Raw genomic sequence first — 15307 nt, 5'->3', positions numbered from 1 at the left:
CAATCCACGGCGATCAGATGCCAGCTGACGCTGCTGAAATTACCGCCGATAGATACGCTGTTCTTATGGAAGGTCAGTCGGGAGGAAAGAGCATCGGCTCTGATCAAGCCGGGGTTCCTGTTCTACTAGATCCGCCTCCGGCCAATGCCAATAACCTATGCGCACAAATTGACGCTGCCGCCGACGCCGCCCGCCAAGCCGTCGCCGGTGACCCGCTTCGCGCCGTGGAATACGACCGCGCCCGAATCGAGGCCGAGCAGTTTGCCGCAGCCAACTACCAGGGCGACGTGCCGCCCATGGTCGCCGCCTACGCCATTGGCGGGCGCACCGCGCAACAGGCGGCCGACAGCATCCTGGCCGAGGCAGCGCAGTACAACACCGCCCTGGTGTACCTACGCACCGTGCGCCTGAATGCTAAAGAACTGATTCGCAACGCCATGGTCGCCGGCGAGGTGGAGCAAGCGCAAGACATCGCCGCCGAAACCATCGCCAGCATCGAGGCTGCCGTGGCGGGTGTTGGCAACAACGCCTAACCCATACGCCCGCCCCTTTAAGCCCCGCCCGCCGGGGCTTTTCTTTGCCTGCCTGCTCTGCGTTTTCAGGCCCGCACCAACAACGCCCGCCGCTGGCCCGGCCCTCGCGCGCGCGTCACCCTCAAGGCTCACTGATCCGCCCCACTTGGCACCCAGACCATCACCGCGCAGCTGCAGGAGCCGCACATGCCTACCGACTACCACCACGGCGTCCGCGTCGTTGAAATCAACGAGGGCACGCGCCCTATTCGTACCGTCGCCACCGCCGTGGTGGGCATGGTTTGCACGGGCAGCGATGCCGACGCGGCATTCTTCCCGCTCGACACCCCGGTGCTGATCACCGACGTGCTCACCGCCTCCGGCAAAGCCGGCACCCTGGGCACCCTGGCGCAAGCGCTGGACGCCATCGCCGACCAAGCCAGCCCCATCACCATCGTGGTGCGCGTGGCTGATGGCGACGGCGCAGACGATGCCGCCAAGCAGGCAGACCAAACCAGCAAGATCATCGGCGGCGTTACCGCCCAGGGTAAATACACCGGCATGAAAGCCCTGCTCGCCGCCGAGGCCCAACTCGGCGTTAAGCCGCGCATTCTCGGTGTGCCGGGGCTGGATACGCTGGCCGTCACCACCGAGCTGGTCAGCCTGGCACAGCAGCTGCGCGCCTTTGCCTATGCCAGCTGCTGGGAGTGCGCCACCGTCTCCGAGGCCTTGGCCTACCGCGAGAACTTCGGCGGGCGCGAGCTGATGCTCATTTGGCCGGATTTTGTATCCTGGAACACCACCACCAGCGCCAACGCCCCGGCTGCAGCAGTCGCCCGCGCCCTGGGCCTACGCGCCAAGCTGGACGAGCAAGTGGGCTGGCACAAAACCCTGTCCAACGTGCCCGTCAACGGCGTAACCGGCCTGAGCCGCGACGTGTACTGGGACTTGCAAAACCCCGCCACCGACGCTGGCCTGCTCAACGCCGGCGAGGTCACCACCCTGATCCGCCGTGAGGGTTTCCGCTTCTGGGGCTCACGCACCTGCAGCGATGATCCGCTGTTTGCCTTCGAGAACTACACCCGCACCGCCCAGGTACTGGCCGACACCATGGCCGAGGCGCACTTCTGGGCCGTCGACAAACCCATGCACCCCAGCCTGGTGCGCGACATCGTCGAGGGCATCAACGCCAAGTTCCGCGAGCTCACGCGCCTGGGCTACCTGATCGGCGGCGAGTGCTGGTACGACGAGGCCGCCAACGACAAGGACACCCTCAAGGCCGGCAAGCTCTACCTGGATTACGACTACACCCCGGTGCCGCCGCTGGAAGACCTCACCCTGCGCCAGCGCATCACCGACCGCTACCTGGTCGACTTCGCCAGCCGCATCAACGCCTAACCCCATTTACCCACGCGGCCCGGCCGCGTTGTAGGAGCGCCCAGCCATGGCCCTGCCCAAAAAACTCAAGAACATGAACCTGTTTAACGACGGCGTCAGCTACGTGGGCCAGTGCGCCAGCGTCACGGTGCCCAAGCTCAGCCGCAAGCTCGAAGACTTCCGCGCCGGCGGCATGGACGGCCCCGTCAAGGTCGACCTCGGCCACGGTGACGACGGCATCCAGTTCGACTGGACCCTAGGCGGCTGGGACACAACCATGCTGCGCCAATACGGCATGGTCAAAGTCGACGGCGTGATGCTGCGCTGGGCGGGTGCTATCCAGCGCGACGACACCGGCGAAGTCAGCGCCGTGGAGATCGTCGCCCGTGGCCGCCATGAAGAGATTGATTTTGGCGACGCCAAGCCCGGTGAAGACACCGAGCAGAAAATCACCACCGTCTGCACCTATTACAAACTGAGCATCGACGGCAACGTCGAGATCGAGATCGACCTGCTCAACTTCGTATTCATCGTCAACGGTGAAGACCGCCTCGCCGAGCACCGCAAAGCCATCGGCCTGTAAACCGTGCCCGGGCAACGCCCACCGTTTCGCAACCCGCCGCCAGCCATTGAGCTGGCGGCAACCCCATCACCAAGGAGAACACCCGTGAAAAAAGCCACATTCAGCGAATCCATCACCCTGGAAGAACCGATCAAGCGCGGCGAAACCAGCGTGACCAGCATCAACCTGCGCAAACCCGCCGCCGGAGAACTGCGCGGCCTCAAGCTGCTAGACCTGCTCAACGGCGACGTAAACGCCACCATCCGCCTGGTGCCGCGCATCAGCAACCCAACGCTCACCGAGCAAGAAGTGGCCGCCCTGGAGCCCGCTGATTTGCTCAGCTGCGCGGATGCCATCGCCGCTTTTTTGCAGAAGAAGGAGGCCCCGACGGATACCCCCACTGCGTAGATGACGCCATGGCCGACATTGCCATGGTTTTCCACTGGGGCCCCGAGCAAATGAATGCCATGCCCCTGCCTGAACTGATGGACTGGCGCGAGCGCGCCCGCGAACGATGGGAGCGTATGCATGGCGCGTGATTTACTGCTACGGGTGGGGCTGCAAACGCTGGATCGCGCCAGCCGCCCCCTACGCGCCATTGCCAACGGCACCATCGGCTTGGGCCGCGCCCTCAAAGACACCCGCGCCGACCTTAAAGGCCTGCAAAGCCAACAGCGCGACGTGTCCAGTTTTCGTATGCTCAAAGGCGAGGCCGAGAAAACCGGCAGCGCCCTGCAAGCCAGCCGCGACAAAGTGCGCCAGCTCAGCCAGGCCATGGCCAACACGGCCACTCCTACCAAGCAACTCAACAACGAATTCAAACGCGCCGTGCGCGAGGCCACCCACCTCAAGCAAAAGCACAGCGAGCAGCAGCGAGAGCTGCAAGGCCTGCGCGGCAAACTCAGCGCCGCCGGCATCAGCACCCGCAACCTGGGCCAGCATGAGCGAGAGCTGCGCAGCAAAATCAGCGCCACCACCCAAGCGCTCACCCAGCAAGAGAACCGCCTCAAGCGCGTGACAGCCCAGCAACAACGCCTGGGCCGCGCCAAACAACAGTACGAGAAAACCCAAGGGCTGGCCGGCAGCATGGCCGGTACCGGCGCGGCGGGTTTGGCCACTGGTAGCGGCATTCTGTATGCCGGCGCGCAGATGATGGCGCCCGGGCTGGAGTTCGACGCCAGCATGAGCAAGGTGCAGGCCCTCACCCGCCTGCAAAAAGACGACCCCCAGCTGCAGGCATTGCGCGACCAAGCGCGCCAGCTCGGCGCCAGTACCCAGTTTACCGCTGGCCAAGCAGCAGACGCCCAGGGCTTCCTCGGCATGGCAGGCTTCGACCCTAAAGCCATCCAAGACGCCATGCCGGGCATGCTCGATCTGGCCAAGGCAGGCGACAGCGACCTGGCAGAAACCGCCGATATCGCCTCCAACATTCTCACCGGCTTCAACCTGAAAGCCAGTGAAACCGGCCGCCTGGGTGACGTGCTGGTGGGTGCCTTCACCCGCTCCAACACCAACCTGCAAATGCTCGGCGAAACCATGAAGTACGCCGGCCCAGTGGCCGCCAGCGTTGGCCAAGACATCGAAACCGTGGCTGCCATGGCCGGCAAGCTGGGCGACGCGGGTATCCAGGGCAGCATGGGCGGTACCGCACTGCGCGCCATCCTCGGGCGCCTCAGTGCACCACCCAAGGCTGCCGCCGATGCCTTGGACACCCTCGGCATCAGCGCCAAGGACGCCGACGGCAACCTGCGCGACATGCCCACCGTGCTGCAGGAGATCTACGAGAAAACCAAAAACCTCGGCGACGCCGACCGCGCGGGGCTGCTCAAAGCCATCGCCGGCGAGGAAGCCGTGGCCGGTATGCAAGTACTGGTTAAGCAAGCCGGTACCGGCGCCCTGCAGGAATTTATCGGCACCCTGCGCAAAACTGAGGGCGAAGCCAGCACCACCTCAAAGGTGATGGCCGACAACCTGCGCGGCGACCTCTCCGCCCTGGGCAGCGCCTGGGAAGACCTGGGCATCCAGATGCAGGACCAGCAGAACGGCCCCATGCGCGAGGTGGCGCAAAGCCTCACCGGCATCATCGGCGGCGTAAAAGGTTGGATTGCCGAGAACCCTAAACTGACGGCCAACATCATCAAAACCGCCGCTGGCGTGGGCATTCTCATGGCGGGCATGGGCGGCCTCACCCTGGCCATGGCCAGCATCCTCGGCCCGTTCGCCATTGTGCGTTATGGCATGACGCTGTTCGGCATCAAGGGCGCAGGCTTAGCCGGCACCCTGTTCAACTTAGGCAAAACCGCCCTGCCCCTGGTGGGCAAAGGCATCCTGTTTATCGGCCGCGCGCTGATGATGAACCCCATAGGTTTGGCCATCACCGCCATCGCCGCCGGCGCGTACCTCATCTACAGAAACTGGGACAAAATCGGGCCCTATTTCCTCGGCCTCTGGGCGGAAATCAAACAGGGCTTTAGCGGTGGCCTAGGCGGCATTGCCGCCACCATCCTCAACTTCTCGCCGCTGGGCTTGTTCTACCGCGCCTTCGCCGGCGTGATGAACTACTTCGGCGCCGATATGCCGGCACGCTTTACCGAGTTCGGCGGCATGCTCATCACCGGGCTGGTGAACGGCATCACCAGCAGCCTAGGCCGTGTTAACGACGCCATCAGCGGCGCCGGCGAAAGCACCATCGGCTGGTTCAAGGAAAAGCTCGGCATTCACAGCCCCTCGCGGGTGTTCGCTGAGCTGGGCGACTTCACCATGCAAGGCCTTGCCCAAGGCCTAACGGGTGGCGAAGCCGGCCCCCTGCAAGCGCTCACCGGCATCGGCAAAAAACTCACCCAGGCCGGCGCGTTGGCGCTCAGTGCCAGCGTGGGCAGCGGCGCCATCGCCATGGACAACCGCCCGCCGCTGAGTGCCAGCAGTGGCAGCCAAGCGGTGGCCAGCGCAGCGCCCAACGTGATCATCAACGTGCACCCCAGCGCCGGCATGGATGAGCAAGCACTCGCCCGGCTGGTGGCCATTGAGGTGGCCAAGATCCAACAGCGCAGCCAAGTGCGTGCTCGCAGCACCCTCAGTGACCAGGACTAACCCACAAGGAGTACCCGCCCATGATGATGGCGCTCGGCATGTTTATCTTTAGCCTGGAAACCCTGGCTTATCAGGAATTCCAACGGCAAACCGACTGGCGCCACGGCACCACCAGCCGCATCGGCACCAACCCGGCGCGGCAGTTCCTGGGCCGAGGGGAAGACACCATCACCCTGCCCGGCGTGCTGCTTTCAGCCCTGGCTGGCAGCCAGCTCACCCTCGACGCCCTGCGTTTTATGGCGGACACCGGCAAGGCCTGGCCACTGGTGGAAGGCACCGGCAAAATCTACGGCGTATGGGTGATCGAAAGCCTCAGTGAAACCCGCACCCTGTTTTTCCGCGACGGTGCAGCACGGCGCATTGAGTTCAGCCTGGTGCTCAAGCGTATCGACGACGGCCGAGTGGATCTAATCGGCAGCGCCATCGGCGCCGGCGGCACCATCCTGCGAGGCCTGCTGTGATCAATCAGGCCATCACCCAGGCCAAGGGCCTACTCGGCAAAGCCGCAGACGCCTACCGCGGCGCCACCGCCTACCCGCGCCCCATCTGCCGCGTACTGGTGGACGGTACCGACATCACCGCCGCCATCGAGCAGCGCCTTGTCAGCATCGACCTGACCGACAACCGAGGCATGGAAGCCGACCAGCTCGACATCCAACTCAGCGACCACGACGGCCTGCTGGCCATCCCCCCGCGCGGTGCCGTGCTGCGCCTCTGGCTGGGCTGGAGTGACACCGGGCTGGTGGACAAAGGCAGCTACACCGTGGACGAAACCGAGCACAGCGGCGCCCCCGACGCGCTCAACATCCGCGCCCGCAGTGCAGATCTGCGCGGCACGTTGAAAACCAAGCGCGAGCGCAGCTTCCACGCCACCACATTGGGCGCAGTGGTGGCCACCGTGGCCGCAGCCCATGGTTTAAGCCCGGTGATCAGCGCCGTGCTCAGCAGCATCGAGCTGCTGCACCTGGACCAAGCCAACGAGAGCGACGCCAACCTGCTCAGCCGCCTCGGCAAAATGTACGACGCCATCAGCAACATCAAAGCCGGCCGCCTGTTGTTTATGCCCACCGGCAACAGCACCACCGCCAGCGGCATCGCCCTGCCCCATGTAACCCTCACCCGGCAAGACGGCGACCAGCACCGCTTTCTGCAAGCCGACCGCGACAGCTACACCGGGGCCAAGGCCTACCACTACGAAGTGAACAGCGCCGACAAAAAAGAGGCCATCGCAGGCGGCGGCGATAACCTCAAAGAGCTGCGCCACACCTACACATCACGCGCCGCAGCCCTACACGCCGCCCGCGCTGAATGGCAGCGCCTGCAACGCGGCACCGCCACCCTCAGCTACAGCCTGGCCAAGGGCCGGCCCGAACTCACGCCAGACCAAACCTACAGCCTCACCGGCATCAAAGCCGAGATAGCCGCCATCGTTTGGCTCGGCGGCAACCTGCGCCACAGCTTCACATCAGAGAGCTACACCACCAGCCTGGATCTGGAATCCCAGCTGCCCGAAGGCGACGACCTGACCGACCTGGCCGAGGGCGCGGCCTACACCGGCGTGGTGGCCACCTACCGCGACGACAAAACCGGCGAGCAAAAGCAACTAACCGCCGGCGAGCAAACCACCCCCAAACGCCTCACGCACCTGTATGCCAGCAAAGACAGCGCGCAACGGGCGGTGGATCGCGAGTGGCAAAAGCTGCAAACCACCCAGGCATAAAAAAGCCCCGACGCGCGGGGCTTTCTGTTCAGCTGGGCGACTCGCGCAACACCATTGCTTCAATGGCCCGGCGCATAAATACCTGCTCAACCTCGCCAAGCTGGCGATAAAACCGCAACAGCAGCCGCTCCTCTGGCGTAACGCACTCCATCATGGGCTGTGCAACCATCCCGCTTGGTTGATCAACAACAGCCTCAAGAACTCCGGTACTCATCTGCATACTCCTTCAATGGCAGTGAGTCTTGAACATACTGCCAATTTTAAATATGCAACCCCCTCTAGAATCGAACTCGCAGCCGACTAGGGCTTTATTGCAGGCAATAAAAAAGGGCACCTTAGTGCCCTTTTATTCAGCCGGCTTATTTGCCAGATTTGGGCCCGAGGGCACCCAGCTTCTTGGCCAACTGTTTGTTTCTGCTACTGCGCTCAAAAACAGTGCTCTTGAAGTTAGATATTTCTCGCCACTCATGCAGTATCAAGAAGAAGCTCGAAACACTAATCCCCAAGCTCAGCCCAGTGAACACCGTCACCGCATGGTAGACAGCCCAACTAGCCGGCGAAAACCACAGGCCAAGGGCAATGACAATCGCAGAGAGCATGTAAAAGCTCAGCGCGATTTGCACTTGCCGTATTTTTTCGGCGACGGTGACCCTGATCCGGCGGCGCTCACTTCCTGAAAGCCCTTTTGTCTCCCTGGTGCCGTTCAGGTTTACCCACAGCTGGATAGCAAAACCCATTGGCAACAGAAATACCGTTAACAGACCCCACTGCACGACCGGGGGTGTTGTTTGATCAAATGAGGAAACAATGTAGTGAGCAAGCAGCGCGCCCATAGCGGCAGACAACACCACTGCTAGCGCCCCTAAACCTGTCCAACCACTTTGATTTTTCATAACTCACTCTTCTGCATTCTGCTCTGGGTCTACATCGCCTTGGCGAAGCTTACTGACCAGCCAACCGTGCATTTTATGGTATAGGACACCCTCATCCAGGAGTCCATTATCTAACTTTGAGACCGATACCGGGCCAGACAGTTTCAGGTCATTACCCTTGATCTCGCCGCCACCATTCAGGGAAATTCTGACATCGGCTTCATCGACATGCCGCAGCGAGGTCGCGATGTTATCAAGCATCTGCTGGCCCATCTTCGTGGTCTGACGAACGTAGGTGATTTCCAGACTGACCTTGAGATTGGCTTCGTCCAGGTCATCCTCTAGATCCAGCCGATTAAACCAGTCAGCGCCGAGCGCAGCCTTAATCACATCCCCCGCAAACCCGGTGGGGAAGAAGCGCACACGCCGGGCATCAATGCCTTGCTCTTCCTCAGCCGCTGCGGCTGGCAGGGCAACCCGTTCGCCCTCAGGTACGACCTCGGCAGTGGTAACCGGTGAACCGACCTCGATCTTCTTCACGGGCGATCTAGCAACACGCTCAAATGTCTCTTGAGATGGCTGATCCTGCAGGATAATTGCAGTACCTACCGCCACCCCGCCAAAACTACCAATTAACCAACCAAGGTGCGCCTCAAGCTCACGCGAGCGCAGGGCACTCGACTGCAACACAACCAGGTGATTCTCAAATACGCCGAAGTACAGGAAGGAGTCGACGAACTCTTTACGGTGCTGCTCGCGCTCGGCCGGCTCATTGATATTGTTCAGTGCTTCATTAGTAAGCGCATCGAGGGCATAAGACTCAGCCTCATCATTCAGCGTGATATAGGCCTGGCTGCGCCCAGGCTCGAAGTAGATCATCTGGCAAAAGAGCATGCCGTTGTAATCACGCTTGTGGTTCACCACCCGAAAGCTGTTGGTGTCAGCACTGACTATTTCTTTGCGCTGCCCAACTTTATGGGCAGGGCTGCCATCTGCAAAAACCCGGCCGAGAATCTCCTGCAGATTACCGCCGCCGCTGATGACCGCTCGCTTGTAGTGAATTGTTTTAGATACCGTCTCAGCCATGACATTAACTTCCTTTTTTCACAGACGGCCAGAGCGCGCCCGGTAATCAATCACCTAGAAACTTATCGCAACGCCGGAATCGCCCAGGTCGATCACTTGCATAGCTCCAGCCCCTGTTTGATCAATGGCCCAAGGCTCACTTTTGCACCAGCGTTGTCTGGATCTGCACGCCATACGCTGTCTATCGGTTCCAAGGCCAGGGCGCGGGCCTTGTTTTTAGCTTGGCCGTTAAGCGGGTACATCACACCGGTTTCAGCATCAGCGACCACCACAGCGGTACCGGGCAGGCAGGACAGGTGCATTTCTTCCACGGTGAATGGCCAGGCGTCGCCATAATCTTCGGCGCTGATCAATTGCGGGCCAGCGGCATGCGCCACCGACGAAAGAAACCCAGCGATCGCCAGGCCGAATAGTTCTTTATGCATTTGCAGTCCTCCGATCATTTGTGGCGGCTAGCCCACTTTTTAGGGTTGAGAATCTCACCGGTTTCGCAGTCGGTAAGATCGCCAATAATGCGATCCAGCCGGAATGTCCTCTCGGCTTGCCTATCGTGGCACTCGCCCTTGATATAAACCGACGTGACCGAATGGGCTGTAACTGTTCGATGGCTGATGTCGCCGGCTGAGTCTTCGTAGGTAAAGGCCACTTCGCCCATGCGCCAGCCAGTGCGTATCGCTCTGGTTCGCGTGGTTGCATCTGGCTTGTTGGCTTTCTTCCAAGCCTTATCGAGAGCAGCCTGCGGGCGCGCTGTCAGATTCAGCGCTTTGCGCTGCTCTTTCGAGAGTGGCTCAGGGCGATGCACTTGCCTGACTTCTAGTCCCCGGCCTTTTGCGTTGGTTCGCCTAACCATCAGCACGAACCCCGTGATGATGCAGACCAGCACTAATAGGGCAATGAGCGCATCCATGGCGCTACTCCTTGTCGTTATTTTTCCCTGCAACCTCATACCGCCCAGCCATCTCAGCCAGGGCGGTGACCATTTTGGCCGCGCCAAACTGATCACCTGGTGATAACTGGCGGTAGTGCATCACCAGGTCGGCTTCGGCAGCGCTGAAACTCTCAGCGGGCTGTGGGGCGCGCACTCCTGTCACGACATACAGGACATCAACACCAACCTCGCCCACAGCTTGGAGGTAGTCCGCGCCAGGGAAACGCTCACCGCTTTCGTACTTCCCCTGGGCATTGGCTTTTACCCCGCCAATATCGCCAAAAGCAGCTTGAGACAGGCGCAAACGCTCCCGCTCTTCACGTAGCCGCTCACCAATTCCACTCATATGAATAGATATTCCCGTTGACACCACTCATTTGAGTGGTATTCTTTGGCCAATTGAACGCTTTTGAATGGATTTGAATCATGCACGCCACCCGCACCCCAGCACAAGCAAAGGCTTGGATCGAATCGCAGGGTAAATCCGTCAAGGACTTCGCTGAGGAAAACCACCTTGACTTGCACACCACCTACCAAGTCCTCGCAGGCACCAAAAAAGGCAAACGTGGCGAGGCACACCGTGCTGCAGTCGTTCTCGGTATCAAGCAAGGATCAGAGCAATGATTGAGCCGGCACAAAGCCGCTGCCCAGTCTGCGGGCGCGACAACTTTCTCTGCAGTGATTTATCCAGCCCACTCAAATCTGGTGCAGATGCAAAGGCCACCTTTCACTGGCACGGCATCACCATCAAGCACTGGGCGGTAGATCACCAGGTTCACTTCAATTCGGTTAACGAAGTCATAGGCGGCCGTAAGCGCTGCATCCGTGGCGACGCCCACGCCATAGCCGTACTCCTGCGTCTGAAAGACGGGGATATCAGCGCATTCATCAACTCGCGCCAGCGCTCAGCAGCAACCGCTAACTCCACAGTAGTGCCCTCGGCTCAAGGAGAAAACTAGAACATGGCCCGCTCAATTCTCGACAGCCGCCGCAAGGTGGTCAGCGCCATCATCCAGGCCTACCCGGGTGGCCGTGAAGGTGCTGCCGCACTGCTGGGCCTGGAGCTAAAGAAGTTCGACAACCACGCCTATGAAAATGCAGGGCACCGGCCACTGGCCGACGATCAGCTACACGCCCTAGAGCAAATAGCCCGCACCACCTTCCTGCCGGACTACCTCTGCAGCCTTTACGGCGGTGTGTTTGTGCCCATGCCTGAGCAGGCCGAGCTGGACAACGTGGAGCTCTACCGCATGGCGCTGGATGCCGATGTGAAGGAAGGCCGCGTAGACCAGGTGATTGCCAAGGCGCTGGCCAGTGGCGATATCGACGAGCAGGAGCTGGCCGAGATAGTCGTCGCTCACCGGGTACACATCGCCGCACGGCATGCCGAGGTCGGCGCTGTGATCACCCTGCACCGGAGGGCGATCAAGTGAGCAGCTACTACCGCCTAAAGTGCCCCAAATGCCAAGGCCCGATGAAGGTGCGCGCCAGCACCCAGCACCACATTTTTTTGCGGGTGATGTATCTGCAATGCCAGTACGTGCCGTGCAGCTGGGCGGTAAAGGCTGACTTTCAAATGACCCACGAGTTAGCCCCCAGCGGCAAAGAAAACCCAGCAGTAAGCCTGCCGATCGCGCCCCATGCAATTAGGGCTCAAGCCGAGCGTGACAACCGCGAAACGGCCAACACCAACCAACTTGATTTGCTCGACGCCCAGGAGGCCAGCGCATGAACCCCGCCGATATGCAGCACCAGGAACCCGCACAGGATTACCGCGTTGCCATGCAAGCAGCGGCTTATGCCTTCTTAGAGCGTCACCAGGCTGAACACTTGGCCGACGAGCAAAGCCTGTTTACCCGCACCGTGCAGCACTTGCAGTTTGTTTTGGACGTGCCGCAGTACATGGCCGAGAACCTGGTCGCGCTAGCGTATGGCGAGCTGCGCTCAGCAGGCCAACGCATGCAGCTGGATGTTGCCAGCAGCAGCACCACCACCGCGATGATCACCGACCCAGCCAGCGGCCTGACCTTTGCGGTACCGGTGGCGTTGATTGTCCGCCATCTGATAGCGACCCCCACCCGCCGCACACTCCGCGCGGTCGGCTAACCCATGCGCCACCACGCCATGCCCACCCTGGTGGGCTTGGGCAAGTTGCACCCGAAATTCGAGGTTTTCGCCATGTCAGAAGCGGTCGCCATTCAGTTGGACATGCCCACACCGGTAGCCGAGGCCCTGCTGTGCAGCCTGCGTAACGAACTGCGCAGGGGTATGACCGAGCACTGGTATGACGACCGCTACCGCTGCGTGCCGGAAGGCTTCCGCAGCAAACGCATCCTCGACGACTACCCGGCCCTCGCCGGCCACAAACGCACGATAGGCGCGCTGAAAGCTGCCCTCGACGCCAACCTGTAAGGCACCAACCACATGCAGATGAAAGAGTCACTCCGGGTAGAAGTCGTCAAAAGGATCGAGCAGCAGTTCGACCTCCAGCACATGCGTGGCACCAATTACATGCGCAAGGGCATATGCCCAGCGCCCAGCTGCGGCAAGAAGACCCTCTACACCTTCCACGACTCACCCTGGCTGTTGATCTGTGGGCGCCCTGAAAAGTGCGGCCACCGCGTGCACGTAAAAGAGCTGTACGACGACCTGTTCAACGACTGGAGCAAGACAGCACCATCGACCCCGGAAAGCCCGACAGCCACAGCCCGCGCCTATTTGGAAATGGCACGCGGCTTCCGTATCGAGTTGCTCGATGGCTGGTACACCCAAGAAAACTACTGGGACAGCAAACTCGGCATTGGCAGCGCCACCGTGCGTTTCCCCCTGGAAAAGGGCGGGTATTGGGAACGCCTGATCGATCAGCCGGAGCGCTTTGGCAAACAGAAGGCACGCTTCAAACCGGGCGACAGCTACAAGGGCGTGTGGTGGTGCCCGCCAAGCCTCAACCTGCTGGAAGTGAGCGAGCTGCACATCGTCGAGGGCATCTTCGACGCCATTGCCCTGCTGCATAACGACACGCCTGCCGTGTCGATGATGTCGAGCGCGCCATTCCCCCTGGAGTCACTCAAGGCTCTGGCACAGCAGCGCCGCGCGGCAGATAAGCAGTTGCCTCGTTTGGTATGGGCCCTGGATAACGAGCCGGTGGCCAAAGCCAATATGCGCCGCTGGGCAAAAGAGGCCCGCGCCCTGGGCTTTAAGTGCGAGGCGGCCGTCATCCCACAGCGCGGAGGCAAGAAAACCGACTGGAATGACCTGCACCAGCGCTGGGCATTTATCGAAGGCGACGACGAACGTGCTGAGCGCATCGCGCAGGACTTGGGCGAAGCCCGCCATCAGGGCGCCCTGCTGCTGGCTGAATCGGCAGAGGAAAAGGGCCTGCTGATGTACGAGTGGGACGAGCACAAGGAATTCCACTTTGCTTTTCGCTCGCGCCTGTATTGGTTCAAGTTGGATCTGGAGAAGTACGACCGCGCCACGCGCGAGCTGGATAACGACGAAAGCGGCGAGGCCTCACTGCTCAGCGACAAACAGCGCCGCGACAAGGCCCTGCGCCAGGCCGGCTCGGTGGTGCGCATCGCCAACTGCTACTTCGACGCCTTGTATTACATGCGCAACGACCAGACCGACGAGGCTTGGTATTACTTCCGCGTTGAGCGCCCCGATGCAGGCACCATCAAGAGCACCTTCACCTCGGCGCAAATCTCGTCTGCACCGGAGTTCAAGAAGCGCCTGTTGAACGTGTGCAACGGTGCCATGTTCACCGGCTCGCCGCAGCAGCTGGAGCGCATGCTGGGCCTGCAGCTCGACAAGCTGAAAACCGTTAACACCATTGACTGGATCGGCTACAGCCGCGAGCACGGTGCCTATGTGTTCAACGATATCGCCATCGCCGGCGGCAAGGTTTACAAGCGCAACGAAGAAGACTTCTTCGATGTCGGCAAGCTGAGCGTTAAGTCGCAAAGCATGAGCCCGGTGCTGCACATCAACCCCAACCTCAGCGCCTACAACGAGGGCTGGTTCGATCTGTTCTGGCGCTGCTTTGGTGTGCGCGGTGCGGTGGTGCTGACGTGGTGGCTGGGCGCGCTGAATGCTGAACAGATCCGCCAGCTGCATAAATCGTACTTGTTCCTGGAGCTGATCGGCGAGGCCGGCTCCGGCAAAACCACGCTGGTGGAGCTGCTCTGGAAACTTACCGGCCGTACTGAATACGAAGGCTTCGACCCCTCCAAGGCCACAGCCGCCAGCCGCGCGCGTAACTTCGCCCAGGTGGGCAACCTGCCGGTGGTGTTGATCGAGTCCGAGCGCGAGCAGAAGGAAGGCGCGCCGATTAAGCACTTTGACTGGGACGAGCTGAAAACCGCCTACAACGGCCGCAGCGTGCGCAGTACCGGCGTGAAGAACAACGGCAACGACACCCGCGAACCACCGTTCCGTGGTGCGCTGCTGATTGCCCAAAACAACGCAGTAAACGCTTCCGAGCCGATCCTGCAACGCCTTGGCCATGTGCACCTGACGCGCGAGCACCAAACGCCAGAAACCAAGCTGATCGCCGAGCAGCTGGAGCGTATGCCGGTTGAGCAGCTCAGTGGCTTTATGATCAAGGCGCTGCAGCTGGAGCCGGTGATCGTCAAGCTGCTCGATGAGCGCACATCAGGCTATGAGCAGGAGCTGCTCGCCCGCCCCGGCATTCGCACCGTGCGTATCGCCAAAAACCACGCCCAGCTCCGCAGCCTGGTGGATGCCCTGGCCATGGTGGTGCCGCTCGGTACCGAACGTGCCGCCCTGGTGCATGAAGAAATCGGCCGCATGGCCGAGGAACGCCAGCAGGCCATCAACGCTGACCACCCAACCGTTTGCGAATTCTGGGACCTCTACGAATTCCTCAACGGCATGAGCGACGACGGCGCACTCAACCACTCGCGCAAGCAGGGCTATATCGCCGTGAACCTCAACGAGTTCGTGGAAATGGCCGCCAACAAACGCCAGCAGGTACCCGCGCTCAGCGAGCTCAAGCGCCTGCTTAAAACCAGCAAGGCCCCCAAGTTTCTGGAGTCCAACAAACCGGTCAACTCAGCCCGGCAAACCGACGCATTCAACAAACCGAAAACCGTCCGCTGCTGGTTTTTCCAGCAGGTGTGACAACCAACCCGGCGCGGC

Annotated in this window: 21 protein-coding genes; 15 read left to right on the top strand and 6 right to left on the bottom strand. The window is 61.1% G+C overall.

The window, feature by feature from the left end; genetic code table 11:
* The first annotated feature begins 17 nt into the window (after positions 1–17).
* The 8 genes from D8779_RS09175 to D8779_RS09140 all read left to right on the top strand — a co-directional run bounded on the left by D8779_RS09175 (position 18) and on the right by D8779_RS09140 (position 7261).
* Positions 18–533 carry a phage tail protein gene (locus D8779_RS09175; protein WP_136664104.1) on the top strand — a complete coding sequence of 172 codons (516 nt, stop codon included), beginning with the start codon at positions 18–20 and terminating at the stop codon, positions 531–533.
* 186 nt (positions 534–719) lie between these two features.
* Positions 720–1910, top strand: a complete 1191-nt coding sequence (locus tag D8779_RS09170; protein WP_136664103.1) for a phage tail sheath protein — start codon at positions 720–722, stop codon at positions 1908–1910.
* Positions 1911–1956: 46 nt separating this feature from the next.
* Positions 1957–2472: a phage major tail tube protein gene (locus D8779_RS09165; protein WP_136664102.1), complete on the top strand. Its 516-nt coding sequence runs from the start codon at positions 1957–1959 to the stop codon at positions 2470–2472.
* An 84-nt stretch (positions 2473–2556) separates the two neighbouring features.
* Entirely contained in the window at positions 2557–2859 is a 303-nt protein-coding gene (locus tag D8779_RS09160) for a phage tail assembly protein (protein WP_136664101.1), read from the top strand.
* 8 nt (positions 2860–2867) lie between these two features.
* A complete protein-coding gene (locus D8779_RS09155) occupies positions 2868–2990 on the top strand; it encodes a GpE family phage tail protein (protein WP_136664100.1) in 123 nt (40 codons plus the stop codon).
* A complete protein-coding gene (locus D8779_RS09150) occupies positions 2980–5541 on the top strand; it encodes a phage tail tape measure protein (RefSeq protein ID WP_136664099.1) in 2562 nt (853 codons plus the stop codon). The genes D8779_RS09155 and D8779_RS09150 overlap by 11 nt, the downstream gene beginning before the upstream one ends.
* A gap of 20 nt (positions 5542–5561) precedes the next feature.
* Positions 5562–6002, top strand: coding sequence for a phage tail protein (locus D8779_RS09145; RefSeq protein WP_136664098.1), 441 nt, complete (start codon positions 5562–5564; stop codon positions 6000–6002).
* Positions 5999–7261 (top strand): contractile injection system protein, VgrG/Pvc8 family, encoded by a 1263-nt coding sequence (locus tag D8779_RS09140; protein WP_136664097.1) that lies wholly within the window; start codon positions 5999–6001, stop codon positions 7259–7261. Before D8779_RS09145 ends, D8779_RS09140 begins: the two co-directional genes overlap by 4 nt.
* A 28-nt stretch (positions 7262–7289) precedes the next feature.
* Here the strand turns inward: D8779_RS09140 and D8779_RS09135 are convergent, their stop codons facing one another.
* The 6 genes from D8779_RS09135 to D8779_RS09110 form a co-directional block, all read right to left on the bottom strand.
* Positions 7290–7475, bottom strand: coding sequence for a hypothetical protein (locus D8779_RS09135; protein ID WP_136664096.1), 186 nt, complete (start codon positions 7473–7475; stop codon positions 7290–7292).
* A 145-nt stretch (positions 7476–7620) separates the two neighbouring features.
* A complete protein-coding gene (locus D8779_RS09130) occupies positions 7621–8154 on the bottom strand; it encodes a hypothetical protein (protein WP_136664095.1) in 534 nt (177 codons plus the stop codon).
* 3 nt (positions 8155–8157) lie between these two features.
* Positions 8158–9219 carry a hypothetical protein gene (locus D8779_RS09125; RefSeq protein ID WP_136664094.1) on the bottom strand — a complete coding sequence of 354 codons (1062 nt, stop codon included), beginning with the start codon at positions 9217–9219 and terminating at the stop codon, positions 8158–8160.
* A gap of 92 nt (positions 9220–9311) precedes the next feature.
* Positions 9312–9644 (bottom strand): DUF2511 domain-containing protein, encoded by a 333-nt coding sequence (locus D8779_RS09120; protein ID WP_167492547.1) that lies wholly within the window; start codon positions 9642–9644, stop codon positions 9312–9314.
* 14 nt (positions 9645–9658) lie between these two features.
* Positions 9659–10126, bottom strand: coding sequence for a WYL domain-containing protein (locus D8779_RS09115; RefSeq protein WP_136664092.1), 468 nt, complete (start codon positions 10124–10126; stop codon positions 9659–9661).
* A 4-nt stretch (positions 10127–10130) separates the two neighbouring features.
* A complete protein-coding gene (locus D8779_RS09110) occupies positions 10131–10493 on the bottom strand; it encodes a transcriptional regulator (protein ID WP_136664091.1) in 363 nt (120 codons plus the stop codon).
* An 80-nt stretch (positions 10494–10573) separates the two neighbouring features.
* On the opposite strand from D8779_RS09110, the gene D8779_RS09105 reads away from it, so the two are divergent.
* Genes D8779_RS09105 through D8779_RS09075 form a run of 7 tightly spaced genes read left to right on the top strand, consistent with a single transcriptional unit; the run spans position 10574 to position 15289 of the window.
* Entirely contained in the window at positions 10574–10771 is a 198-nt protein-coding gene (locus D8779_RS09105; RefSeq protein ID WP_136664090.1) for a helix-turn-helix domain-containing protein, read from the top strand.
* Positions 10768–11106, top strand: a complete 339-nt coding sequence (locus D8779_RS09100) for a helix-turn-helix domain-containing protein (protein WP_136664089.1) — start codon at positions 10768–10770, stop codon at positions 11104–11106. Before D8779_RS09105 ends, D8779_RS09100 begins: the two co-directional genes overlap by 4 nt.
* Before the next feature lie 3 nt (positions 11107–11109).
* Positions 11110–11580 carry a YmfL family putative regulatory protein gene (locus D8779_RS09095; RefSeq protein WP_205895792.1) on the top strand — a complete coding sequence of 157 codons (471 nt, stop codon included), beginning with the start codon at positions 11110–11112 and terminating at the stop codon, positions 11578–11580.
* Entirely contained in the window at positions 11577–11879 is a 303-nt protein-coding gene (locus D8779_RS09090) for an ogr/Delta-like zinc finger family protein (RefSeq protein WP_136664088.1), read from the top strand. The genes D8779_RS09095 and D8779_RS09090 overlap by 4 nt, the downstream gene beginning before the upstream one ends.
* Positions 11876–12253: a hypothetical protein gene (locus D8779_RS09085; RefSeq protein WP_136664087.1), complete on the top strand. Its 378-nt coding sequence runs from the start codon at positions 11876–11878 to the stop codon at positions 12251–12253. The genes D8779_RS09090 and D8779_RS09085 overlap by 4 nt, the downstream gene beginning before the upstream one ends.
* A 3-nt stretch (positions 12254–12256) precedes the next feature.
* A complete protein-coding gene (locus tag D8779_RS09080; RefSeq protein WP_338109861.1) occupies positions 12257–12559 on the top strand; it encodes a hypothetical protein in 303 nt (100 codons plus the stop codon).
* A gap of 18 nt (positions 12560–12577) precedes the next feature.
* Positions 12578–15289 carry a toprim domain-containing protein gene (locus D8779_RS09075; protein WP_167492546.1) on the top strand — a complete coding sequence of 904 codons (2712 nt, stop codon included), beginning with the start codon at positions 12578–12580 and terminating at the stop codon, positions 15287–15289.
* The last annotated feature ends 18 nt before the right edge of the window (positions 15290–15307 follow it).

The organism is Pseudomonas leptonychotis (assembly GCF_004920405.1).
In the GTDB taxonomy this organism is placed as follows: domain Bacteria; phylum Pseudomonadota; class Gammaproteobacteria; order Pseudomonadales; family Pseudomonadaceae; genus Aquipseudomonas; species Aquipseudomonas leptonychotis.
This window is presented reverse-complemented; position numbering and strand designations above follow the sequence as displayed.